This is a genomic window from Rhodococcus mengyinensis (genome assembly GCF_048381435.1).
Lineage (GTDB): Bacteria > Actinomycetota > Actinomycetes > Mycobacteriales > Mycobacteriaceae > Rhodococcus_F > Rhodococcus_F opacus_D.
The window spans coordinates 181,499-203,636 of sequence record NZ_JBLWIT010000127.1; the positions used below are offsets into that span (position 1 = coordinate 181,499).

The 22,138-nt window shown below is 68.1% G+C and carries 19 protein-coding genes; 10 read left to right on the plus strand and 9 right to left on the minus strand.

Translation table 11 applies throughout. The annotated features are described in order from the left end of the window. Positions 1-18: 18 nt before the first annotated feature. The 3 genes from ACNJ7E_RS30195 to ACNJ7E_RS30205 are packed head-to-tail and all read right to left on the minus strand — an operon-like array spanning position 19 to position 2,481. Positions 19-831: an SDR family NAD(P)-dependent oxidoreductase gene (locus ACNJ7E_RS30195; protein WP_418341669.1), complete on the minus strand. Its 813-nt coding sequence runs from the start codon at positions 829-831 to the stop codon at positions 19-21. Between the two features lie 46 nt (positions 832-877). After that, positions 878-1,669, minus strand: a complete 792-nt coding sequence (locus ACNJ7E_RS30200) for an SDR family NAD(P)-dependent oxidoreductase (protein ID WP_280779995.1) — start codon at positions 1,667-1,669, stop codon at positions 878-880. A 35-nt stretch (positions 1,670-1,704) separates the two neighbouring features. Next, entirely contained in the window at positions 1,705-2,481 is a 777-nt protein-coding gene (locus ACNJ7E_RS30205; RefSeq protein ID WP_280779996.1) for an SDR family oxidoreductase, read from the minus strand. A gap of 226 nt (positions 2,482-2,707) precedes the next feature. Between ACNJ7E_RS30205 and ACNJ7E_RS30210 the strand changes: the two genes are divergently transcribed. Continuing rightward, on the plus strand, positions 2,708-3,625 hold the full coding sequence (locus ACNJ7E_RS30210) for a tyrosine-protein phosphatase (protein ID WP_418341670.1): 918 nt from the start codon (positions 2,708-2,710) through the stop codon (positions 3,623-3,625). A 2-nt stretch (positions 3,626-3,627) separates the two neighbouring features. On the opposite strand, the gene ACNJ7E_RS30215 is transcribed toward ACNJ7E_RS30210, so the two are convergent. Next, positions 3,628-4,575: an aldo/keto reductase gene (locus ACNJ7E_RS30215; RefSeq protein ID WP_280779998.1), complete on the minus strand. Its 948-nt coding sequence runs from the start codon at positions 4,573-4,575 to the stop codon at positions 3,628-3,630. Between the two features lie 225 nt (positions 4,576-4,800). On the opposite strand from ACNJ7E_RS30215, the gene ACNJ7E_RS30220 reads away from it, so the two are divergent. The 5 genes from ACNJ7E_RS30220 (at position 4,801) to ACNJ7E_RS30240 (ending at position 11,877) form a co-directional block, all read left to right on the plus strand. Further along, on the plus strand, positions 4,801-6,303 hold the full coding sequence (locus ACNJ7E_RS30220; RefSeq protein WP_283331114.1) for an aldehyde dehydrogenase family protein: 1,503 nt from the start codon (positions 4,801-4,803) through the stop codon (positions 6,301-6,303). A gap of 27 nt (positions 6,304-6,330) precedes the next feature. After that, entirely contained in the window at positions 6,331-7,890 is a 1,560-nt protein-coding gene (locus ACNJ7E_RS30225) for an APC family permease (protein WP_280780000.1), read from the plus strand. Further along, positions 7,887-9,443 carry a GMC family oxidoreductase gene (locus tag ACNJ7E_RS30230; RefSeq protein WP_280780001.1) on the plus strand — a complete coding sequence of 519 codons (1,557 nt, stop codon included), beginning with the start codon at positions 7,887-7,889 and terminating at the stop codon, positions 9,441-9,443. The genes ACNJ7E_RS30225 and ACNJ7E_RS30230 overlap by 4 nt, the downstream gene beginning before the upstream one ends. A 92-nt stretch (positions 9,444-9,535) precedes the next feature. Continuing rightward, positions 9,536-10,717, plus strand: a complete 1,182-nt coding sequence (locus ACNJ7E_RS30235) for a thiolase family protein (RefSeq protein WP_280780002.1) — start codon at positions 9,536-9,538, stop codon at positions 10,715-10,717. Between the two features lie 14 nt (positions 10,718-10,731). Then, a complete protein-coding gene (locus ACNJ7E_RS30240; protein WP_280780003.1) occupies positions 10,732-11,877 on the plus strand; it encodes an acyl-CoA dehydrogenase family protein in 1,146 nt (381 codons plus the stop codon). On the opposite strand, the gene ACNJ7E_RS30245 is transcribed toward ACNJ7E_RS30240, so the two are convergent. Both ACNJ7E_RS30245 and ACNJ7E_RS30250 read right to left on the minus strand, forming a co-directional pair. After that, positions 11,858-13,339, minus strand: coding sequence for a flavin-containing monooxygenase (locus ACNJ7E_RS30245; protein ID WP_280780004.1), 1,482 nt, complete (start codon positions 13,337-13,339; stop codon positions 11,858-11,860). The two genes, ACNJ7E_RS30240 and ACNJ7E_RS30245, sit on opposite strands and share 20 nt — an antisense overlap. Next, the gene (locus tag ACNJ7E_RS30250; protein WP_280780005.1) at positions 13,336-14,271 is read right to left on the minus strand and encodes a patatin-like phospholipase family protein; all 936 of its coding nucleotides are present in this window, start codon (positions 14,269-14,271) and stop codon (positions 13,336-13,338) included. Before ACNJ7E_RS30250 ends, ACNJ7E_RS30245 begins: the two co-directional genes overlap by 4 nt. 82 nt (positions 14,272-14,353) lie before the next feature. Here ACNJ7E_RS30250 and ACNJ7E_RS30255 point away from each other — a divergent pair, with 82 nt between their 5' ends. Together ACNJ7E_RS30255 and ACNJ7E_RS30260 are read left to right on the plus strand one after the other, a co-directional pair. Beyond that, complete coding sequence (locus tag ACNJ7E_RS30255) at positions 14,354-14,977, plus strand: TetR/AcrR family transcriptional regulator (protein ID WP_418341671.1); 624 nt, start codon at positions 14,354-14,356, stop codon at positions 14,975-14,977. A 51-nt stretch (positions 14,978-15,028) separates the two neighbouring features. After that, positions 15,029-16,606: a glutamate synthase-related protein gene (locus tag ACNJ7E_RS30260; RefSeq protein ID WP_418341672.1), complete on the plus strand. Its 1,578-nt coding sequence runs from the start codon at positions 15,029-15,031 to the stop codon at positions 16,604-16,606. Positions 16,607-16,622: 16 nt separating this feature from the next. On the opposite strand, the gene ACNJ7E_RS30265 is transcribed toward ACNJ7E_RS30260, so the two are convergent. The 3 genes from ACNJ7E_RS30265 to ACNJ7E_RS30275 form a co-directional block, all read right to left on the minus strand. Continuing rightward, entirely contained in the window at positions 16,623-17,645 is a 1,023-nt protein-coding gene (locus ACNJ7E_RS30265) for a magnesium transporter CorA family protein (RefSeq protein WP_280780008.1), read from the minus strand. A gap of 37 nt (positions 17,646-17,682) precedes the next feature. Continuing rightward, the gene (locus ACNJ7E_RS30270; protein ID WP_418341673.1) at positions 17,683-18,882 is read right to left on the minus strand and encodes an FAD-dependent monooxygenase; all 1,200 of its coding nucleotides are present in this window, start codon (positions 18,880-18,882) and stop codon (positions 17,683-17,685) included. A gap of 68 nt (positions 18,883-18,950) precedes the next feature. Then, positions 18,951-20,180, minus strand: coding sequence for an MFS transporter (locus tag ACNJ7E_RS30275; RefSeq protein ID WP_418341674.1), 1,230 nt, complete (start codon positions 20,178-20,180; stop codon positions 18,951-18,953). A gap of 48 nt (positions 20,181-20,228) precedes the next feature. On the opposite strand from ACNJ7E_RS30275, the gene ACNJ7E_RS30280 reads away from it, so the two are divergent. Together ACNJ7E_RS30280 and ACNJ7E_RS30285 are read left to right on the plus strand one after the other, a co-directional pair. After that, positions 20,229-21,035, plus strand: coding sequence for an IclR family transcriptional regulator (locus ACNJ7E_RS30280; protein ID WP_280780011.1), 807 nt, complete (start codon positions 20,229-20,231; stop codon positions 21,033-21,035). Positions 21,036-21,098: 63 nt separating this feature from the next. Next, positions 21,099-22,138 (plus strand): cupin domain-containing protein (locus tag ACNJ7E_RS30285; RefSeq protein ID WP_418341675.1); only part of this gene is annotated, 1,040 nt, incomplete at its 3' end.

A 22,138-nucleotide genomic window follows, 5' to 3' on the forward strand; every position in this document is an offset into this window, starting at 1 on the left:
GTAAACCGGCCACAGTTTCTACGTCCGCAAACCTGGATGACGGCTGGCCAGGACGGGGACGAGGAGCTTGTTCGGCGCGAGGTGGGCGAACACGGACGCGGCCCGGTTCGCGAGGCCGGGGATGGCGATCATATGCCCCTTGTCGAGGCCGTCGATTCCGGTCCTGGCCACGGATTCGGGGCTTTCCCACATGAAGTTGGGCAGTGCGGCTTCGGCGTCTTCCTTCGCGAAGCCGGCTGTCTCACCGAAACCGGTGTCGACGGGTCCGGGGCAGAGGGCGGTCGCGGTGACACCGGTGCCCTTCAGTTCGCCGGTGAGGCTCTCGGTGTAGGAGAGGACGAATGCCTTTCCGGCGGCGTAGGCAGCCTGTCCGGGCAGCGGCTGGAACGCGGCCGTGGAGGCGACGTTGAGGACGGCTCCTCGGCGTCGTTGCACCATGCCGGGCAGGGCGCGGCTGCAGAGGTCGGCGACGGCCATGACGTCGACCTCGATCATGTTCATCTCGGCGTCCGGGTCGGACGCGGCCACCGGGCCGAGCGTGGACAGGCCGGCGTTGTTGACGAGGATGTCGAGGGTGAGCCCGAGCTCGCCGACCCGGTCGAGCAACGTCGCGCGGGCCGAGCGGTCGGCGAGATCGGCACCCAGCACATGCGCCCGACCACCTGCGGCCCGTAGCTCGGTGGCCAGTTCCTCCAACTTCTCGGCTCGGCGGGCGACGAGCACCACCTGGTGACCGCGGCGGCTGAGTTCACGGCTGAGGGCCGCACCGATCCCGGACGACGCTCCGGTGACGAGCGCGGTGCGATCGGCGGCAGGGGTGGGCAGGCTCATGTGTCCAACCTACGTGCCGCCGTCGCACGCGCAAGGGTTCAACCGGTCAGGCGTGGGTTCCGCCGTCGATGCGGATCTCGGTTCCGGTGACGAACGCGCCGTCGTCGGAGGCGAGCATGGCGACGACTCCGGCGACCTGCTCGGGTCCGCCCATCGCCGCGCCGCCCGATTCCAGGGTGGTGGGCAGGATGGGTGAGAGTTTGGCGAACAGGCTCCAATCGGCATCGGACGGAACGTATCCGGATGTGGCGTCGGTGATGCCGGTCTTGATGCTGCCGGGGGCGACACCGACGGCGCGCAGACCCTGCTTGCCGTATTCGAGAGCCAGTGCATGGGTGAACGACTGGATGCCGCCCTTGCTCGCGGCGTACGCGGCCATGTAGGGGTGCGCGAACGCGGCGGACGTGGAACTGAAGTTCACGACCACGCTGCGGTCGTTGCGCAGCAGCGCGGGCAGGCATTCGCGGACCATGAGGAACGTGCCGGTGAGGTTGATCCCGATCACCTGATTCCACACGTCCAGCGACGTCTCGTGGGTGTGCGAGGCGCGGAGGATGCCCGCGGCGTTCACGAGTACGTCCAGTCCGCCGAGCTTCTCGACGCTGCGGCTCACGCCGTCGGTGACGGACTTCTCGTCGCCGATGTCGATTGCGGCCACGCTGAGTCGCCCTGCCGTGCCTGCTGCCTCGGCCAGTTCCGCTGTCCGCGCGAGGCCGTCCTCGGACACGTCGGCTGCCACGACGGTGCCGCCTTCCTCGAGCAGGCGGAGGGCGGTGGCCTGTCCGATGCCCGATGCGGCTCCGGTCACCAGGATCCGCCGGTTGTCGAAGCGATTCATGATCTGTGCTCCTCGTGTGTTTGCCGAATTCGATCTCATTGGCCCATGACGTATTTGACGGTCGGCCCCGCGGTCCATCCGCCGTCGACGGCCAGTTCCGCCCCGGTGACGTACGTGGACGCGTCGGACAGCAGGAACCCGACGGCACCGGCGATCTCCTCGGGCACGCCGACCCGGGCCATGGGAGTGTTCGGGTAGTTGCCCTCGCCCTGCTGGATTCCGAGGCCCGCGGTCATCGGGGTGTACGTCATCCCCGGGTGGACGGAATTGACGCGGATCCGGTCGGTGCCCAGTTCCACGGCGGCGATCTTCGTGAGCCCGCGCACGCCCCACTTGGACGCGCCGTAACCGGCGGTCAGCGCGAGTCCCATCAGACCGGCGGCCGACGAGATGTTGACGATCGATCCGCCGCCGGCGGCGCGCATCGGACCGATCACGGCCTGCAGACCGTTGAACACGCCGGTCAGGTTGATGTCGAGGACCGTCCGGAAGTGTTCGAGCGGTTCGTGCTCGATGTATTGGCCGGTGGAGATGCCGGCGTTGTTGACGAGGCCGTCGACGCGTCCGAATTCGCTCGTCGCCACGTCGACCGCGGCCTGCCACTGCTGCGGGTCCGTGACGTCGAGGTGGCTGTACCGCGCCCGCTCACCGAGTTGGTCGACGATCGCGCGGCCGTCGTCGTCGAGAACGTCGCCGACCACGACGCTGCCGCCCTCGTCGACGATGCGCTGGGCGAAGGCCGCGCCGAGCCCCCGCGCCGCCCCGGTCACGATCACAACCTTCCCCGCCAGTTGCTGTGCGGTCTCGGTCATCTCAGCTCACATCCTCGTCGTCAAAGAGTCATCTTCGTCGGGCACGTCGGCTGCCGACGGCCCGAGTCTGCTGTGGGCGCCGCCGGCGGGAAACGGGTTCTCCCGGTGATCGGAACAACTCGTAGCCACGGGAAACGTCCGACCACTGTGATGTGGGTTACCCGCTGACACTCCGGACATGCCGGACGAGCGGATCTCCCCGACAGCCCATCGAAAGGCTTCCCCCATGTCTCGACGCGTCACCTCCACCGCCGCGGTGCTGATCACCGGCAGCGTCCTGTTCGCGGGTTTCGGCACGCCTGCGCTCGCTTCGGCGGACCCGCTGTCGCTGCCCGGAATCAGCCTCCCGGGATTCGGTTCGTCCGACTTCGGGAGCGCGGGCCCGGTCGTCGAGACACCTCGACTGGCGTCGGTCGACAACTTCCGCGACGTCGGGGGAACGGGCCGTGGGTACGCCACCACCCGCGGAGGGCACGTCACGAGGGGAGTGTTCTACCGTTCGAACGCTCTGGTTCCGAACGATCAGGATCTCGCCGTCCTCACGGGGCTCGGACTGACGGCGGTGTACGACGTGCGGACCGTCGAGGAGGTGGCGGCGAAGCCCGACCGGCTCCCGGCCGGGCCGCGCTACCTCGGCATCCCCATCCTGTCCGGAGACCTCGGGGCCGCAGTCGCGCAACTGAAGTCGCCCGCCGACGCCGTCGCGTTCATGCAGCAGATGAACCGTAGCTTCGTCGACGACGCGGCGACCCGGGCCGGGTTCGCGCAACTCCTGACGTCATTGGCCGATACCGAGGGGCCGCAGATCTTCCACTGCACGGCGGGCAAGGACCGCACCGGCTGGGCGTCCGCGCTGCTGCTCTCCATCGCGGGCGTCCCGCAGGACACCATCTTCGATGACTATCTGCTCACCAACGACTACACCGCCGCGTCGATGAAGATCACGTACGACCAGATCGCCGCCAGCCGCGGCGAGGCGGTGGCGCAGATCTACCAGCCGCTGCTGGGCGTCGACCGGAGCTACCTCGAGGCCGGGCTCGGCCGGCTCACCGAGCAGTACGGCACGGTCGACCGCTATCTCACCGAGGGTCTCGGTCTGAGCGCGGCGACCGTCGACCGGCTCCGGGGCAAGCTGCTGAGCTGAGGTCAGGCGCCGATCGCGTCCGAGAGGGTCGTGAGCCGGCTGATCTCGGATGCGGTCAGGGTCACGGTCGGGGCGTCGAGTAGCGCGGGAAGTTGTTCGAGGCGGCTCGCGCTCGCGATCGGCGCGGTGATGCCGGGCCGGGTGAGGAGCCACGCGAGCGCGATGGTCGAGATTTCCGCCGAGTGCGTGTCGGCGATCTCGGCCAGGGCGTCGACGACGGCGAGACCGGACTCGGAGAAGTAGCGGGTCGCCATCCGCTGGCGGGGCTGACCGTCCAGGTCGGCCTGGGTGCGGTACTTGCCCGCGAGGAAGCCCGCGGCGAGCGAGTAGTACGGGAAGACGCCCAGGCCGTTCTCGGTGGCGATCGCGGCCACCTCGGGCTCGTAGTCGTGGCGGTGCACCAGGTTGTAGTGCGGCTGCAGCGCGATCGGGGCAGCGAAGCCGTTCTCGGCCGTCAGGGACAGCCACTCGCGGATGCGCTCGGGCGAGTAGTTGGAGATGGCGACGTGGCGGACGAGTCCGTCGCGGACGAGCTCGTCGAAGGCGCCGAGTGTGTCGACGAGGGGAGTGTCGGCGTCGTCGAAGTGGGCGTAGTACACGTCGATGTGGTCGGTCTGCAGCCGCTTCAGGGATGCCTCCGCCGCCGCGCGGACGTTGGCGGGGGCCAGCCCCTTGAACTCCGGGTGCTGGCTGACCTTGGTGGCGATCACCATGTGGTCGCGGTTGCCGCGGGACGCCATCCAGTTTCCGAGGACGGTCTCGGACTCGCCGCCGGAGTTGCCCTCGGCGAACGCCGAGTACGAGTCCGCCGTGTCGACGAAGTTGCCGCCGCCTGCGGCGAAGGCGTCGAGGATCTCGAACGACGTCGGTTCGTCACTGGTCCAGCCGAAGGTGTTACCACCGAGGGCCAGGGGAAAGATGTCCAGATCCGAGTTGCCGATCGCGACCACGGGTGCTCCGTTTCTAGGTGTGTCCTGTCCGGGAATGTGCGAAGAGTTCGCGTGACGACGCTATCGCAGCCGCTAGGCGCACGCGCGTCCGGCTACCGGACACAGTCTTCTCGGTGACGGATACCGTCGCGAATCGGACATGTGTGCGCGATCCCCGCCCACCGCGACTCCGACGGCATACCGTAAAGGGGGTGCGTTCGTTCCGGCGAGACACGGAGTTGAGTGATGCAGGACCAGTCGATCGATGACCACTTGAACACGGGCCTGTTCGTCGACGGGCAGTGGATCCGCTCCAGTTCCGGTGAGACCCGGGACTGCATCAATCCGGCCGACGGATCGGTGGTCGCCACCGTCGACGAGGCCTCCCCGGAGGACGCGACCCGCGCAGTCGCCGCGGCCCGCGCGGCGTTCGACGAGGGAACCTGGCCCCACACACCCGTCGCCGAGCGCACGGCGTTGGTCGCGAGGATCGCCGACCTCCTCGAGCGCGACAAGGAGATCCTGGCACGCATCGAGACGCTCGACACCGGAAAAACGCTGGAGGAGAGCAGGATCGACATCGACGACGTGGTGTCGGTGTTCCGGTACTACGCGCAACTCGCCGCGGTCGAAGCCGACAATCTGGTCGATGTCGGCCGGCCCGAGGTGATCAGCCGGGTGGTGCGTGAGCCGATCGGTGTGTGCGTGCTCATCGCACCGTGGAACTACCCGCTGCTGCAGATCTCCTGGAAGGTGGCGCCCGCGCTGGCCGCCGGGTGCACCATGGTCCTCAAACCGAGCGAGGTGACCCCGCTCAGCACCATCGCGTTCACCGCGCTGATCGCCGAAGCAGGTGCCCCCGCCGGGGTGGTGAACCTCGTGCAGGGCAGCGGCGCCGTCCTGGGCGCCGCGCTCACGGGCACCCCCGACGTCGACTTCATCTCGTTCACCGGCGGGCTGGCCACCGGACGCGTCATCCTCGAGACCGCGGCGAAGAACGTCACCAAGGTGGCGGTGGAACTCGGTGGCAAGAATCCGCACATCGTCTTCGCCGACGCCGACGGAGACGACTCTGTGGACCAGGTGCTCACCGGGGTGTTCCTGCACTCCGGGCAGGTGTGCTCGGCGGGAACCCGCCTGATCATCGAGGAGTCCATCGCCGACCGGTTCGTCGCCGCACTGGCCGCGCGGGCGGAGAAGATCCGGATGGGCAACGGTCTCGATCCCGCGAGCCGAACCGGCCCGCTGGTATCGGAGGCCCACCGGGAGAAGGTCGAACGGTACGTGGCGCTCGGCCTCTCCGAGGGCGCCCGGTTGGTGACCGGGGGAGCCCGGCCTTCCGATCCCGCGCTGGCGGACGGGAGCTACTACCTGCCCACCATCTTCGACCACTGCGACCGCACCATGCGCCTCGTGCAGGAGGAGACGTTCGGACCGATCCTCACGGTCGAGCGCTTCAGCACGGAGGAGGAGGCGCTGCGACTGGGCAACGACACCGAATACGGCCTCGCCGCCGGCGTCCGGACCGCCGACAGTGCGCGGGGCGAGCGGATGGTGCGCGGTCTGCGCCACGGAACGGTGTGGCTCAACGACTTCGGCTACTACACCGCGGCCGCCGAGTGGGGCGGCTTCAAGATGTCGGGGAACGGGCGCGAACTCGGTCCCACCGGTCTGGCGGAATACCAGGAGACGAAACATATCTGGCACAACACCTCGCCCACGGCGGCGGGGTGGTTCGACAACGGCTAGGTCGGCGCACGGAGAGGCGAGAGAACCATGGCTACTCGGCACGGAGCAGTGGGTGACGGAGGTGCGCCGGGGGACAGTGGACTCGGCGAACTGGGGTACAAACAGGAATTGGACCGCAGCCTCGGCAAATTCGCCAGTTTCGCGGCGGGGGTCAGCTACATCTCGATTCTCACCGGCACGTTCCAGTTGTTCTACTTCGGGTTCGGCACCGCGGGGCCGGCGTACCTGTGGTCCTGGCCGATGGTGTTCGTCGGGCAGATGGCCGTCGCCCTGTGTTTCATGGAGCTCGCCGCCAAGTACCCCGTCGCCGGCTCGGTCTACAACTGGGCCAAGCTGCTCGGCAGCAGGATCGTGGGATGGTCGTCGGGCTGGCTGATGCTCACCGCGTCGATCGTGACCCTCTCCGCGGTCGTGCTCGCGCTGCAACTCAACCTTCCGCGGTTGTGGAGCGGGTTCCAGATCGTCGGTGACGGCAGCGGTGAATACGACTTCGCCACCAACGCCGTCATTCTCGGCACCATCATGATCGCGTTCACCACGGCCGTCAACGCATTCGGCGTCAAACTGATGGCCCTCATCAACAGTTCGGGTGTGTTCATCGAACTGATCGCGGCCGTGCTCATCGCCGTCATCCTCGCCGCCAACATCACTCGCGGTCCGGACGTGTTCTTCTCCACCCACGGTTACGGCGCCGGGGAGAGCGGCGGCTATCTGACCGTCTTCCTCGTGGCGTCACTCGCGTCCGGGTACGTGATGTACGGCTTCGACACCGCGAGTTCGCTCGGCGAGGAGACCGTCGACCCCCGGCGGACGGCGCCCAAGGCGATCCTGCGGGCGATCCTCGCCTCGTTCGTGATCGGCGGGGCGATCCTGGTGTTCGCCGTCATGTCGGCCCCCGACCTCGAGGATCCGCTGATCGGCAGCAGCGAGGGCGGCCTGCAGTACATCGTCGAGCAGGTGATGTGGGGGCCGCTCGGCAAGATCTTCCTGGTCTGCATCGTCGTCGCGGTCACGGTGTGTTCGCTCGCGGTGCACGCCGCGGCCATCCGGCTCACGTTCGCGATGGCCCGCGACAACGCGCTGCCGTTCGGGGAGCGGCTGGCCCACGTCAACCCGAAGCATCAGACGCCCGTGGTCCCCGCCATCGTGATCGGTGTGCTCGCGGCGTTCATCCTCGTCATCAACATCGGTCAGCCGCAGATCTTCACGGTGCTGACGTCGATCGCGATCATCATGATCTACCTGGCGTACCTCATGGTCACCGGGCCGCTGCTGAAGAAACGCCTGCAGGGGCAGTGGCCGCCCAAGGAACTCGCGGAGAGCGGCTACTTCACGATGGGCCGGTGGGGGCTTCCGGTGAACATCTTCGCCGTGCTGTGGGGAGTGGGGATGGCGCTCAATCTGGCGTGGCCGCGCCCCGAGGTGTACGGCACTCCCTGGTACAACACGTGGGGTGCGTTCGTCTACATCGGCATCATTCTCGGGCTCGGTCTCCTCTGGTATGCGGTGAAGGGCCGCAACCACATCGGATGTCTCGCCTCGCACGCGGCGTCGTCGAAGGACGAGGCGGAGAGTGAACTGCCATGACGGACACCGTGTTCGACTACGTCATCGCAGGCGGGGGAACGGCTGGATGTGTGCTCGCCGCGCGGCTCAGCGAGGACCCCTCGGTGACCGTCTGCCTCGTGGAGGCCGGGCCGTCCGACGTGGGTGACCGCAACGTCCTCGAGCTGTCGCAATGGATGCATCTGCTGGACTCCGGCTACGACTGGGACTATCCGGTGGAGCCGCAGGAGAAGGGCAACAGCTTCATGCGGCACGCCCGCGCCAAGGTGCTCGGCGGATGCTCCTCCCACAATTCGTGCATCGCGTTCTGGCCACCCGCCGAGACACTCGACGACTGGGCGGCGGCGGGCGCCACCGGCTGGGGCGCGAAGGACGTGCTGCCGCTCGTGGCGCGGGTGGAGAACAACGACGCCCCCGGCGAGCAGCACGGCCGCAGCGGTCCGGTGCGGTTGCGTGACGTCCCGCCGAACGACCCGTGCGGCGTGGCCCTGCTCGAGGCCGCGGCGAAGGTCGGGTTGCCCACCGTGCAGTTCAACCGGGGCACGACGGTGCTCGACGGGGCGGGGTGGTTCCAGATCAACGCGTCCGAGGACGGCACGCGCATGTCGACGTCGCACGCCTACCTGCATCCGATTCTCGGGTCCCGCCCCAACCTGGAGGTGCGCACCGACTGCTGGGTCAGCGAGATCGTCATCGACGACGCGCTGGCGGCGACCGGCGTGCGGTACCAGCGCCCCGATCTCACCGGATACGACACGGTCTCGGCGCGCCGCGAGGTGATCGTCACCGCCGGGGCCATCGACACACCGAAACTGTTGATGCTCTCCGGTATCGGGCCGACGGTGCACCTGCGCGAGATGGGGGTGCGGGTTCGGGTCGACGCTCCCGGGGTCGGGCAGAACCTCGACGATCACGTCGAGGGTCTGGTGTTCTGGGATGCGTCCCGGCCGATGGTCGAGACGTCCACGCAGTGGTGGGAGATCGGACTGTTCGCCACCACCGAGGAGGGGCTGAACCATCCGGACCTGATGATGCACTACGGCAGCGTGCCGTTCGACATGAACACACTCCGGTGGGGATACCCCACCACGGACAACGGTTTCTGCCTCACCCCGAACGTCACGCAGGGACTCTCCCGCGGAACGGTGCGTCTGCGTTCCCGCGACTTCCGGGATCGCCCGAGAGTGGATCCCCGGTACTTCACCGACCCGGACGGTCACGACGAGGCCGTGATGCTCGCCGGGATCCGGCTGGCGCGTCGCATCGCCGAGCAGGAACCTCTCCGCGGCTGGATCACGAGGGAACTGGCCCCCGGGCCGGAGGCGGTCACCGACGACGAACTGATCGACTACGCGCACCGGACGCACAACACGGTGTACCACCCCGCCGGGACCGCCAGGATGGGTGCGGCCACCGATCCGATGGCCGTCCTCGATCCGGAACTGCGGGTGAAGGGCGTTCGCGATCTGCGGGTGGTGGACGCGTCCGCCATGCCGAAACTGCCCTACGTCAATCCCAACATCACGGTCATGACGATGGCCGAGAAGTGCGCCGACCTGATCCGCGGAACCTGACCCGGCGACGTGCCGGAGGCCCTGCGTGAACCGCTGGTTACTTTGAAGTCCTACTATCTCTCCATACTGGTAGAGAGACGGAAGGGCACGTCATGAATTCTCCTGAACCGATCGTGGTAGTCGACGGCGCGAGGACCCCGATCGGCAGCTTCGGTGGTGCGTTCAAGGACGTGCCCGCCCACGAACTGGGTGCCACCGCCGTCAAGGCCGCACTGGGGCGTGCCGGGGTGCCGGGCGGCGACATCGACGAGGTGGTGATGGGCTGCATCGGTCAGGTCGGACCGGACGCCTACAACGCCCGCCGCGTCGCCCTCGCCGCCGGACTTCCCGAGAAGACCCCCGCGTACACCGTCAACCGGCTGTGCGGGTCCGGTCTGCAGGCGGTGTGGTCGGCGGCGCAGCAGATGCGCTGGGGTGGGGTGGACTTCGCCCTCGCCGGCGGCGACGAGAGCATGTCGCGGATGCCGTTCTACGACTTCTCCGCCCGCTCGGGCTACAAACTCGGCGACCGTAAGCTGGTGGACGGCACGGTCGCGATTCTGACCGACCCGTTCGGTGGCGTGCACATGGGCCGCACCGCCGAGGCCGTCGCCCGCAAGTACGACGTCAGCCGGCAGCAGCAGGACGAGTTCGCCGTCGAATCCCAGCGCCGTGCCGCCTCCGAGGCCGCGAAGGCCGCGTTCGCCGAGGAGATCACGCCGGTCGAGATCGGGGGCCGCCGCCCGAAGACGATCGACGTCGACGAGCACCCCAAGCCCGACACCACCCTCGAGACCCTGGCGAAGCTGCGGCCGGCGTTCGAGGAGGGCGGCTCGGTGACCGCGGGCAACGCGTCCGGGATCAACGACGGCGCGGCGGCCCTGGTGCTGGCCACACAGTCCGCCGCGCAGGAGAAGGGCCTGACCGGGCTGGTCACGCTCGAGGCCGTCGCGACCGCGGCGATGGACCCGGGCCTGATGGGGTACGCCCCGGTGCTGGCGCTGGCGAACCTGTTCGAGCAGACCGGCACCACCCCCGGCGACATCGACGTGATCGAGCTGAACGAGGCGTTCGCGTCGCAGGCGGTCGCGGTGATCCGGGACGCGAAGCTGAACCCGGAGAAGACCAACCCGTACGGCGGTGCGATCGCGCTGGGTCACCCGGTCGGGGCGACCGGCGCGATTCTGAGCCTGCGCCTGGCGAAGGACCTCGTGCGCCGCGACCTCGAACTCGGCATCGTCACCATGTGCATCGGCGGCGGCCAGGCCCTCGCCGCACTCTTCCGGCGCATCTAGAACCGGGGCAGGCGATGAAGAAGCACATTCCGTCGTGGCACGACGACGAGGTCAAGGCCCTGTCCGAGCTCGCGGTCGGGTTCTTCGAACGCGAGGTGGTCGCGCACAACGAGAAGTGGGACGCCCAGCACCGCATCGACCGTGCGGTGTGGCTCGCGGCAGGCGAGCTGGGGTTGCTGTGCTGCTCGATCCCGGAGGAGTACGGCGGCGGTGGCGGCACGTTCGCGCACGACCTCGCCGTGTTCGAGGCCCAGGGCTATGCCGGCGACCTCGCGCTCGGCATCTCGGTGCATTCGGGGATCGTGGCGCACTACCTCCTCGAGTACGGCACCGAGGAACAGAAGAAGACCTGGCTGCCGGGGATGGCGACCGGGGAGATCCTCGGCGCCATCGGCATGACCGAACCCGGCGCCGGATCGGACCTCAAGGCGATCAAGACCACCGCCATCCGGGACGGCGACGAGTACGTCGTCAACGGGTCGAAGACGTTCATCACCAACGGCGCGTCCGCCGACATGATCGTGCTGGCGGTCAAGACCGATCCGAAGGCCGGTGCCAAGGGGGTGGCGCTGCTGATCGTCGATCTGCGGGACTGCCCCGGGTTCGCTGTCGGGCGGGTGTTGGACAAGGTCGGTCAGCACGGCGCCGACACGTCGGAGTTGTCGTTCACCGATGTGCGGGTGCCGGTGTCGAATCTGCTCGGTGAGGAGGGGCAGGGTTTCGGGCAGTTGATGGCGCAGTTGGTGCAGGAGCGGTTGATCATCGGCGCGCAGGCGTCCGGTGCGATGACTCGTGCGGTGGAGGACACCGTTGCGTACACGAAGTCGCGGCAGGCGTTTGGGCACAGTCTGTTCGAGTTCCAGAACACGGCGTTCGAGCTGGCCGAGTGCCAGACCATCGCCCGCACGTGTGCGGTGTTCCTGGACCATTGCATCGAGGCGCACCTGCGTGGGGAACTGGACCCGTCCGAGGCGGCGATGGTCAAGTACTGGCTCACCGAGCAGCAGTGCGCGGTGATCGACCGGTGCGTGCAGTTGCACGGTGGTTACGGGTACATGCGGGAGTACCTGATCGCCCGGATGTACGAGGACGCCCGCGTCCAGAAGATCTACGCGGGCGCCAACGAGGTGATGAAGGGAATCATCGCGAAGTCGCTGTAGCCGACGCCGGCTCACGCGACACGTCGTACGCCGCCTCGTCGAACCGGCCGAGTCGCTGCCGCATGCGGTCGGTCGACCACGGCCAGTTGAAGCTGTTGCGGCCGTTGACGTCGAGGAAGTAGCTCTGGCAGCCACCGGCGTTGTAGACGGTGGTGGCCAGGGCTTCCTGGACCTGGGCGTTGAACGCGTCCTGCACTTCCCGGCGCGGTTCCATCCTGGTCCACCCGTTGCTCCGAGCCGTGGTGACGGCCTGGGTCAAGTAGTCGAGTTGCGCCTCGAGGATCATGAACGCCGACGTGTGGCCGGTTCCCAGCGCGGGTCCGAGGAGGACGAACGCGTTGGGGAAACCCGCGACGGTGGTGCCGAGGTAGGCCTGCGGGCTGCCCTTCCAGTGATCGTCGAGGCTGCGGCCGTCGCCGTCGAACACCTTGGAACCGATCGGCATGTCGAGGATGTGGAACCCGGTGCCGAAGATGATGGCATCCACTTCCCGTTCGGCGCCGTCGCTGCCGACGACGACGTTCCCGCGCACCGACTGCACGGCGTTGGCGTGCACCTCGACATTGGGTCGGGTGAGTGCGGGGTAGTAGGTGTTGGACAGCAGCAGTCGCTTGCAGCCGAGCGTGTAGTCGGGGGTCAAGGCCCTGCGCAGCTTCGGATCCCGCACCTGTGCGCGGAGTTGTGCCTTGCCGACCTGCTGGATCACCCGCAGGATCCACGGGTGCCGGAAACCGAGTCCGAGCGATTCCATGATCGCGTACTCGACGCGTCGCAGCGCCCGGATCGCACCTGGTACGCGGCGCAGGATCGCGCGCTCGACGCCGGGCAGGGTGTGATCCGGTTTCGGTAGCACCCACTGCGCGGTGCGCTGGTAGAGATGCAGCGACTCGACCGTCGGCTGGATCGCCGGGACGAATTGCACTGCGGATGCACCGGTTCCGACGACGGCCACGCGTTTGCCGGTGAGGTCGTAGGTGTGATTCCAGCGGGAGGAATGGAACACCTCGCCGGTGAAGGTGTCGAGGCCGGGGATGGCGGGAACGAGCGGTTCGTTCCACGGTCCGGCGGCGGCGATGACGGCGTTCGCGGTGAACGTGCCCGCGGACGTGTCCACCGTCCACCGCCTGCTCTGCTCGCTCCACTGGGCACGTTGCATCTCGGTGCCGAACTTCACGTGTGCGGGCACCCCGTGTTCGGCGGCGGTGCGCTCGATGTACCGGCGGATCTCCTCCTGTCCGGCGAACAACCGCGACCACTCCCGGTTGGGTGCGAACGAGTAGGAGTACAGCGCCGAGGGGACGTCGCACGCGCAGCCCGGGTAGGTGTTGTCGCGCCAGGTCCCGCCCAGTGCGTCGCCCTTCTCGAGGATGGCGAAGTTGTCGATTCCGCTCTGCTTCAGGCGAATTGCGGCTCCGATGCCGGAGATGCCGGCACCGACGATCAGAATGTCGTAATGCGTCATGCGCGTACTCCGTTCGCGAGCTGAGCGCGGGTGGTGACGAGGGAATGTTCGAGGGTGGCGAGCCGGCGCCGGCCGTCCATGAAGTTCGGGCCCATGACGGCGAGGTCCTCGGCGGTCGCGTCGAGCCGGATCACCCGGGTGCCTGCCGCCTCCAGCTTCGCGATCTCGGCGTCCAGCCCGGCACTCATCCAGTTCCGCAGCATCAGGCGTTCGACGCGGGCCGCCCGGCGGCCGGCGATGCGGCCCGTCGACGCCATCGGTGCCAGCACGATCACCTCGTCGAGTTCGAGGGGCAGCACCAGGTCGGCGGATGCGGTGGACGCCGCGCCGCCGTCGACGAACCGGCGGCCGCCGATGGGGACCGGCGGATACCAGCCGGGAATCGCCCACGACGCCCGCAATGCCTCGGACAGGGTGGCGGTCGGTGCACCGGGTGAGCCGAACGCGATGCGTTCTCCCGTGTCGTAGTCCATGCTCACCAGCCACGTCGCGGGGTGGCGCACCCAGCCGGAGTTGCAGGCGATCCGCTGTGCGAGCCGGTCGAGCCAGGCGGCGTCGCCGCGGCCGTGGGGGAGGAGGCCGCTCGCGGCGGTCACGGGTGGGAGCCCGCGGCGCAACAAGCCGGGCGAGCCGAGGCCCGGTCTGGGGAGCGGCGGGAACCGTCCCGGTGCGGCGGCGAGGTGTCCGTCGAGCGCCGGGTGGGTGGGCCCACCGAGCTGCATCGCTAGCAGGTCGTCGACGCCTGCCCCGCCGCCGAGCATGGTGACGAGTTCGGCGCCCGCGGACGTGCCCACGAGTACGTCGGCGTCGCGCGGGTCCCAGCCCAGCGCGTCGCTCACGGCGACCAGGGCCGCCACGGTCCAGGCCGCGCCGAGCGTGCCGCCGCACCCGATCACCAGTCCGCGGCTGGGTTGTATGTCACTCGAAGTCATACCTAGAAGCTAGCAGAAACCAGATACCGGCGGTATATGAAAATTAGAATATTCTCGCAGGGGCTTCGGCGAAAGGGTGAGCATGGCGCGATTGACCAGGTCGGAGAGTCAGGCGCGCACACGGGCGCATCTCGTCGCGACTGCCCGCGACCTCTTTCTGGCCGACGGGTACGCGGCCACGTCGCTCGAGAAAGTCGCCGACGAGGCCGGCTATTCCAAGGGTGCCGTGTACTCCAACTTCAAGAACAAGAAGGAACTGTGCCTCGAGGTGCTGGGGCTCATCCACGCCACCAAGGGGCAGGAGATCGCCGAGGCGCTCGGCGGCGGCGACACGATGGAGGAGCGGCTCGAGGCGTTCCAGGCCTGGGCGGAGAAGACGCTCGGCGACGTCGGGTGGACCATGCTGGAGTTCGAGCTGATCGTGCTGTCCCGCCACGATCCCGAACTCCGCGACGCACTCACCGCCACTCTCGGGGTGGCCCGGGAGATCACGGTGACACTGCTGAAGTCGTTCACCGACTCACTCGGGGTCGTCCTGCCCGTGCCCGCGGAGGACGCGGCCGGCAGCATCCTCAGTCTCGGTGTCGGACTGGGTATTCAGCGCGCCATCGATCCGACCATTTCCGCTCGGGTGGTCACCGACAATCTGCGGGTGCTGCTTGCGGTGTCGCAGGAGGCTCCGACTCAGGGGTCCGTGCCGGGGTGAAATTGGCGCGAGGAGCCGATCCGAGTGGCGGCGCGCGCGTACGGTGAATTCATGAAGCGGTGGAACGCCCTGGCAATTCCGGCAGCCGCCGCGGCTGCGATCGCGTCGTACGATCTTGTTCAGCGACGTCACGCGCTGCTCCGGAATTTTCCCGTGGTCGGGCACGGACGTTATCTGCTCGAGTCGCTCGGCCCGGAACTCCGGCAGTACATTACGACCGGCAACGACGAGGAACGTCCCTTCACCCGGGACCAGCGTCGCTGGGTGTACGCGTCGTCGAAGCGGGTGACCGACACGTTCGGGTTCGGTACGGACAACGACATCGAGTTCACCGACGGCTACACCATCATCAAGCACCGGACGTTCTCGGAGATTCCTCCCTCGGCGATGCCGCATGCCGACGAACATCTCGCGATTCCGTCGGCGAAGGTGCTCGGTGCCGCCCGCGGCCGGACGCATTCCTTCCGCCCGCGCTCCATCGTGAACATCTCGGGGATGAGTTTCGGGGCGCTGTCGTCCGCGGCCGTGGTCGCTCTCAACCGTGGTGCCGCTGCCACCGATTGCCTGCACAACACCGGCGAGGGTGGAATCTCCCGATACCACCGGAACGGCGCAGACCTGATCTTCCAGATCGGGACCGCGTATTTCGGCTGCCGCGACGAGGACGGCCGGTTCGACCTGGCGCGGCTTCGGGCGCTCGTCGAGTCGGCGCCGGTGCGGGCCATCGAGATCAAACTCAGCCAGGGCGCGAAACCGGGCCTCGGGGGTCTCCTGCCCGGGGCGAAGGTGACACCGGAGATCGCCGAGATCAGAGGCGTACCGGAGGGCCGTGACTGCATCAGCCCGTCCCGGCACACGGCCTTCCGCGACGTCGACAGCATGCTCGACTGGGTGGAGCTCCTGGCCGCCGAGACGGGGCTGCCGGTCGGGATCAAGTCCGCAGTCGGCGACCCGACGTTCTGGGACCTGCTCGTCGACGCGATGAGCAACTCCGGGCGGGGTGTCGACTTCGTGACCATCGACGGGGGTGAGGGCGGTACCGGCGCTGCGCCGCTGGTGTTCACCGACGCGGTCTCGTTGCCGTTCCGTAGCGGCTTCGCGCGCGTGTACGCCAAGTTCGCGGAAGCCGGTCTGACCGACGGCATCACGTTCATAGGCTCGGGCAAGCTGGGCCTGCCCGACAATGCCGTGGCGGCGATGTCGCTCGGATGTGACCTGATCAATGTGGCGCGTGAGCCGATGCTCGCGGTCGGGTGCATCCAGGCGCAGAAGTGCCACACCGATCGGTGCCCGACGGGTGTTGCGACGCAAAATCACTGGCTCGCACACGGACTCGACGCCGGCATCAAATCGGTCCGGGCCGCGAACTACCTGCGGGCGTTGCGCCGGGACGTATTCAAGGTGGCCGAGGCGTGTGGTGTCGCGCACCCGGGCCTGATCACCGCGTCGGACGTCGAGGTCGCGGACGGCAACCGGCATTCGATCACGCTCGCCGACCTCTACGGTTACCGGACCGGCTGGGGGCTGCCCGGTGACGCCGACCGTGCCGAGATCACCCGCCTGATGAGCGAGGCCGCCGCCGTTCCCGCGGGCGAGACCGGGTCGCCAGGAGCGAAGACGGCGCCCTGAGGGCTGTCCGTCCCGACTACAGCCAGTCGCGTCGGCGGAACAGGATGTAGAGCAGGGTGGCCGACGTCACGATCACGATGGTGCTGGCGATCATCCCCGACAGCTGCCCGACTCCGGGGAACAAGACGTTCTGACCGAACCACCCGGTCACCGCCGTGGGAACCGCGATGATGGCCGCCCATCCGGTGAGCTTCTTCATGACGGTGTTGAGCCGGGCATCCTGGAGCGACAGATTCGTCTCGAAGACGGTCACCACCATGTCGCGCAATGACTCCGTCCACTCCGCGGCGCGCGTCACGTGGTCGTAGAGGTCGGTGTACAAGCTGTCGAGAACCGGCGACTTGTCGCGTGGGGATTCGGCCCGCCCGCGCATGACGGCGCCCACCACCTCCCGCATCGGCAGCACGACGCGACGCAGTTGCACCAGTTCCTTCCGCAGCCGGTACGTGCGCTGCTGAATCTCCCGGGTCCGCGCGGACTCGTCGAACAAGCCCTCCTCGAGCGCTTCGATCGCGTCGTCGATCGTCTCGATCGTCTCGAACTGCCCGTCCACGATGGCGTCGAGCAGTCCGTGCAGGAGCGCGAGTGCGCCGGAACCCGGTGTGAGCAGTGCGGGGTCCTCCTCCCAGCGCTCCACCACCTGCGACATGTCGAATCGATCGTCCCGCCGCACCGTGATGATCCCGTTCGACACCACGAACGCGGAGACGCGGCTGAGCCGAAGCCGAGAATCGAGAACGCCGAGAGTGCTGACGTCGTCGGTCTCGAACCAGGTGGCGTACGCGGTCACGAACGCATGGCCCGCATAGCGCGTCGCCTTCGGCCGCTCACCTCGGGCGACGGCATCCTCGATGGCGTTCGGATCGAGCGACCACTCGGCCGCAAGCTCGGTCAGGCACTCGTGGTCGGGGTCGCACAGGTCGACCCACACGAGCGCATTCTCGTCCTTCACCTGTTCGGACACGTCGGCAAGCGGGAAATCCTTGCCGACGCACTCGCCATCGCGCCACACGCGGGTCTGCACCAGGTTGAGGGTCACGCTCCCAGTCTGCCGAACCATTCCGGCAGGGAAGCGGTTATGACGCGCGATCGGACGAATACCCCCACAGCCAGTCGGTGTACTTGTAGCTCGACGTGTCGCGGGTGCGGAACAGTTCGTTGCGCGCGATGCGGGCGGTGCCGTCGAGGTGCCACAGCTCACCCCACATGCGTCCGGTGGTGAGGATGCGGTTGCAGCGCGGTGCGCGTTCGGTGTTGACCTCCTTCAGGATCTGCGGCCACGCGGAGTTTCCGCCCGTGGAGAAGTCTTCGGCGGCATAGTCGGCGAGGCACTTGGCGTCCTCGATCGCCATCACCGCTCCCGAGGCCAGGTACTGCAGTGGCGGGTGCGCTGCGTCGCCGAGCAGGATCATCCGCCCGTCCACCCAGTTCTCGATCGGCTCGCGGTCGTACATCGGCCACCAGCGGTCCTTCCACAGGTAGTCGATCCCGCGGCGGACGTTCTCGTGGCAGTGCGCGTAGGCCTGTTCGAGTTCCTCGGGTCCACCCCAGTTCTCGATTCCGTTCTTGAAACCGGGCGATTCGAACACCGCGACCTGGTTGAGCATTTCGCCGCCGCGCAGCGGGTACTGGATGAAGTGGCACCGCGGTCCGATGTAGCCGACCACGTCCTCGATGTCCTCGTCGAGTTCCACGTCCTGGTACGGGGTGGTGCCCCGGTAGGCGGCGTAGCCGGACGACACGGGCTCGTCGTCCGAGATCTTCCCCCGCAGACGCGATTTGAGGCCGTCCATGCCGAGCGCGATGTCCGCTTCGTGGGTGCGGCCGTCGTCGGTGCTGACGATTACCCTGTCACCGTCGGTGATCACGTCGGTGACGGTGACGCCCGTGTGCAGTTCGGCGCCCGCATCCCGCGCGGCGTCGACGAGGGTCGCGTGCAGGTCACTGCGGTGGGTGACGAAGTACGGTCCGCCGTAGCGGGCGCGGAACTCGGAACCGAGGTCGATCGTGGTGAGCACCTCCGCGGTGATCGCGTCGCGGAACACGATGTTCTTCGGCATGAAGGCCCGGGAGAGAACGTCGTCGAGTACGCCCCAGGAGTCGAGGATGCGGGCGCCGTGCGGTCCGACCTGCAGTCCGGCGCCGACTTCCCCGAACTCGGAGGCACGTTCGAACAACGTGACCCTCGCGCCCTTCCGGGCGAGGGCCAGGGCGTTGGCCGCGCCGCCGATCCCGCCTCCGGCGATGATGATGCGTGCGTCCTGCAGATTCGTCATGAGAGTTCCTTCGTTTCGTGCGTTCGGGGCATGTGAGTGGCGATGCGTGCCGGGGCACACGGCGGCACTCACGTGGGGGAGGGGAAGCGTCGCCAGATCACGGTGAGCAGCAGTGCGGCGACGAGCGCGCTGACGCCGAAGAGGATGAAGTTCGAATCCGCGCCGAGTCCGGCGGCAAGGAGCAAGCCACCGATCTGCGGTGCGGCGACGGCTCCGACGCGGCCGACGCCGAGCGCCCAGCCGAGCGCCGTGCCCCGCAGATAATCGGGGTAGTAGGACGCGACCGCGGCGATGATGAGGCACTGGGTTCCGTGTGTCCCGACGCCGGCGAGCACGAATATGACGTAGACCAGCGCCACGGGTGGGGCGGTGAGCAACGTCAGCAGGGCGAGACCCGCGAGGAGTGCGGCGACGATGCTCGTGGGGATCGTGCCGAACCGGACGCCGCCCCACGCGGTGACGAACGAGCCCGCGACGGCGCCGAGGTTGAGAGCGAGGGCGAACGTGAGCGCGCTGCCGAGATCGGTGCCCTCGCCCTGCATGAGTTTGGGCAGCCACGTGCCGAGGCCGTACCAGGCGAGCAGGGTGACCACCGTGGCGAGCGCGAACATGATACTGACGGAACGGAACCGGGTACCGAGCAGTGCGCTGAAGCCGGTTGCCGGCCGCACCTCCGTCGACGTCACCGCCGCAGTGTGGTCGGGCAGCGTCTTCCACGCGATCGGCACCAGCAGGATCAGCGGGACGAGCGCGAAGGCGAACATCGGCTGCCAACCCCAGTTCGGGATGACGGGGATGCCGAGCAGCGCCGCGATCGAACCGCCGATGGGGACACCGGACATCATCATCGTGGCCACCGCGGCGCGCCACTTCGCCGGAATCAGTTCTGCAGCAAGCGCATTGGAGGAGGGCACGAGGCCGCCCAGGCCGAGTCCGGCGATCAGACGCAACGCGCCGAACATGACGGGTCCGGTCGCCAGCGCACACAGCGCGGTGAACACGGACAGGACGATCGCGCATCCGATCACCGCACGCTTGCGTCCCACCACGTCCGAGAGGCGTCCCGCGAGCACCGCGCCGATCATCATCCCGAGGAATGCGAGGCTGCCGAGGGTGCCCGCGGTCGCGGCGCTGATGCCCCACTCCTTCTGCAGGCTCGGAATGACGTTGCCGTAGACGATGAGGTCGTAGCCGTCGAAGACCACGAAGAGCCAGCAGACGGCGACGGCGATCGCGGCGTTGCGGTCCAATCCGACACGGTTCGTCGGCGGCACCGTAGTGGCGGCAGTGAGGGGCATGAATCGAGGGTGATGCGGCGCACAGCTCCCGTGCAATAAAGTTCTGCTGTGCAGAAGAAGCGAACGATCGAAAAGCCGACGTACATGTTGGAGTCCGTCGACAACGCGTTGCGCCTGCTGCAGATGCTGCGCGACGTCGGCGGGCTGCGGCTCAAGGACGCTGCGGAGGAACTCGGCATCGCGCCGTCCACCGCGCACCGGCTGCTGGCGATGCTGGTGTACCGAGGGTTCGCCGTTCAGGACGAGAAACGCATGTACCACCCCGGGTCGGCGATGGGCGCCGGCCCGGCCCAGCGCGGGTGGACGCGCGAGTTCACCGACCTCTGCAGGCCCCACATGGAAGCCCTCGCGATCCTGTGCGGCGAGACCGTCAACCTCGTGATCCGCGTCGGCACCCAGGCGCGCTTCCTCTCGTCCGCCGAGTCGGCCGGGATGTTGCGCGTCGGCGACCGGCAGGGGCAGGTGCTCGACGCGGAATTGACTGCGGGAGGACGCATTCTGCTGGCAGAACTGCCGCGAGCGACCCTCGAACAGCTGTACCTACGGCCCGCGGATCTGCCCGACGACGACCGCGAGTGGGGCGACCGCCGCCTGTCGCCCGACGACTTCGAGCGGTTCCGGCGGGAACTGTCCGCCGCCCGCGCCGTCGGATTCGCCGTCAACGTGCAGCAGACCGAGGAAGGGGTCGCGGCGTTCGGTGTCGCGATCCGGAACCGGGCTCGCACGGCCGTCGGGGCGCTGACGGTGGCCGTGCCCATCACCCGCTTCCGGCAGCACTCGCAGGGACCGCTGGTGTCGCAGATCAAGAACGCGATCCGCGAACTCGAGGTGGACATCGCCGACCTCGAACCCTGACAAAGTTTCTGCACAGAAGAATTCTCTATCGGCCGGGTCGCCGACCCTCCTAGCGTCGACGCCATGACCGCTACCGAACCGCACGTCGACGACGCTCCGGAGCTGAAGCAGCTCTATACCGATTTCGAGGCCGAGCACCTGAATCCGTTGTGGACTCAGCTCGGTGATCTGATGCCGATGACGCCGACGTCGCGGGCGGTGCCGTTCGTGTGGAAGTGGTCGACGCTGTATCCGCTGGCGCGGCGGGCCGGGGATCTGGTGCCGGTCGGCCGTGGTGGGGAGCGGCGGGCGATCGCCCTGGCGAACCCGGGGTTGGGTGGGGTGCCGTATGTGACGCCGACGTTGTGGGCGGCGATCCAGTATCTGGGTCCGAAGGAGGTGGCGCCCGAGCACCGGCACGCGCAGAACGCGTTCCGGTTCGTCGTCGAGGGGGAGGGGGTGTGGACGGTCGTCAACGGGGATCCGGTCGCGATGCGGCGCGGCGACTTCCTGCTGACCCCGGGTTGGCATTTCCACGGCCACCACAACGAAACCGATCAGCCGATGGCCTGGATCGACGGCCTGGACATCCCGTTCGTGCACTACACCGACACCGGGTTCTTCGAATTCGGGTCCGAGAACGTCACCGACGACTCCACCCCAGATGTGTCCCGGTCGGAGCGGTTGTGGGCGCATCCGGGGCTGCGACCGCTGGTCGGGTTGGACGCGAAGACGTCCTCGCCGATCGCGGCGTACCGGTGGGAGCACACCGACGCCGCGCTGCGCGAGCAACTGGCACTCGAGGACGAGGGGTACGCGGCGACCACCGAACCCGGTCACGCCGCGGTCCGCTACACCAACCCGACCACCGGCGGCGACGTGATGCCCACCATCCGGGCGGAGTTCCACCGCCTGCGCGCCGGCGCCCACACCCGGCCCCGCCGCGACGTGGGGTCCACCGTCTACCAGGTGTTCGAGGGGTCGGGCCGGTTCGTCCTCGGCGGCGAGAGCCGTGAGGTCGGCACGGGGGACATGATCGTCGTCCCGTCCTGGACGGAGTGGTCGATCGAGGCCGACACCGAGTTCGACCTGTTCGCGTTCTCCGACGCCCCCATCGTCGAGCG

What these genes read in the sequence shown, in the direction of transcription:
- ACNJ7E_RS30195 (WP_418341669.1), bottom strand. Translation starts at nt 831, where the DNA reads ATGAGCCTGCCCACCCCTGCCGCCGATCGCACCGCGCTCGTCACCGGA.
- ACNJ7E_RS30200 (WP_280779995.1), bottom strand. Translation starts at nt 1,669, where the DNA reads ATGAATCGCTTCGACAACCGGCGGATCCTGGTGACCGGAGCCGCATCG.
- ACNJ7E_RS30205 (WP_280779996.1), bottom strand. Translation starts at nt 2,481, where the DNA reads ATGACCGAGACCGCACAGCAACTGGCGGGGAAGGTTGTGATCGTGACC.
- ACNJ7E_RS30210 (WP_418341670.1), top strand. Translation starts at nt 2,708, where the DNA reads ATGTCTCGACGCGTCACCTCCACCGCCGCGGTGCTGATCACCGGCAGC.
- ACNJ7E_RS30220 (WP_283331114.1), top strand. Translation starts at nt 4,801, where the DNA reads ATGCAGGACCAGTCGATCGATGACCACTTGAACACGGGCCTGTTCGTC.
- ACNJ7E_RS30225 (WP_280780000.1), top strand. Translation starts at nt 6,331, where the DNA reads ATGGCTACTCGGCACGGAGCAGTGGGTGACGGAGGTGCGCCGGGGGAC.
- ACNJ7E_RS30230 (WP_280780001.1), top strand. Translation starts at nt 7,887, where the DNA reads ATGACGGACACCGTGTTCGACTACGTCATCGCAGGCGGGGGAACGGCT.
- ACNJ7E_RS30235 (WP_280780002.1), top strand. Translation starts at nt 9,536, where the DNA reads ATGAATTCTCCTGAACCGATCGTGGTAGTCGACGGCGCGAGGACCCCG.
- ACNJ7E_RS30240 (WP_280780003.1), top strand. Translation starts at nt 10,732, where the DNA reads ATGAAGAAGCACATTCCGTCGTGGCACGACGACGAGGTCAAGGCCCTG.
- ACNJ7E_RS30245 (WP_280780004.1), bottom strand. Translation starts at nt 13,339, where the DNA reads ATGACGCATTACGACATTCTGATCGTCGGTGCCGGCATCTCCGGCATC.
- ACNJ7E_RS30250 (WP_280780005.1), bottom strand. Translation starts at nt 14,271, where the DNA reads ATGACTTCGAGTGACATACAACCCAGCCGCGGACTGGTGATCGGGTGC.
- ACNJ7E_RS30255 (WP_418341671.1), top strand. Translation starts at nt 14,354, where the DNA reads ATGGCGCGATTGACCAGGTCGGAGAGTCAGGCGCGCACACGGGCGCAT.
- ACNJ7E_RS30260 (WP_418341672.1), top strand. Translation starts at nt 15,029, where the DNA reads ATGAAGCGGTGGAACGCCCTGGCAATTCCGGCAGCCGCCGCGGCTGCG.
- ACNJ7E_RS30270 (WP_418341673.1), bottom strand. Translation starts at nt 18,882, where the DNA reads ATGACGAATCTGCAGGACGCACGCATCATCATCGCCGGAGGCGGGATC.
- ACNJ7E_RS30275 (WP_418341674.1), bottom strand. Translation starts at nt 20,180, where the DNA reads ATGCCCCTCACTGCCGCCACTACGGTGCCGCCGACGAACCGTGTCGGA.